Below are 255 nucleotides of genomic sequence, written 5' to 3' on the forward strand. Positions count from 1 at the left end.
TTCACACCCCGATTTTGAAGCTCTGTAAGTACACTGAGCCAGAACTTCGCGCCTTCAGTTTCGGACATCCACATCCCAAGAAGTTCTTTCTGACCTTCCATATTGACGCCGAGAGCAAGGTAAATGGATTTGTTGATGACTTGCTTATTTTGGCGCACCTTCACAACAATGCAGTCCAGGTAAACGATGGGGTAAACCGAATCAAGAGGGCGAGCTTGCCACTCAACAACTTGTTCTAAAACAGCATCAGTGACT

Annotated in this window: 1 protein-coding gene; it reads right to left on the reverse strand. The window is 46.3% G+C overall.

Going from position 1 to position 255, the window contains the following annotated elements:
• Nucleotides 1-255, reverse strand: a 255-nt coding sequence (locus EYW48_RS21835) for a transposase (RefSeq protein ID WP_277433118.1), incomplete at both ends; no start/stop codon positions are given.

It is taken from the genome of Vibrio sp. 1180_3, assembly GCF_029478545.1.
In the GTDB taxonomy this organism is placed as follows: domain Bacteria; phylum Pseudomonadota; class Gammaproteobacteria; order Enterobacterales; family Vibrionaceae; genus Vibrio; species Vibrio aestuarianus.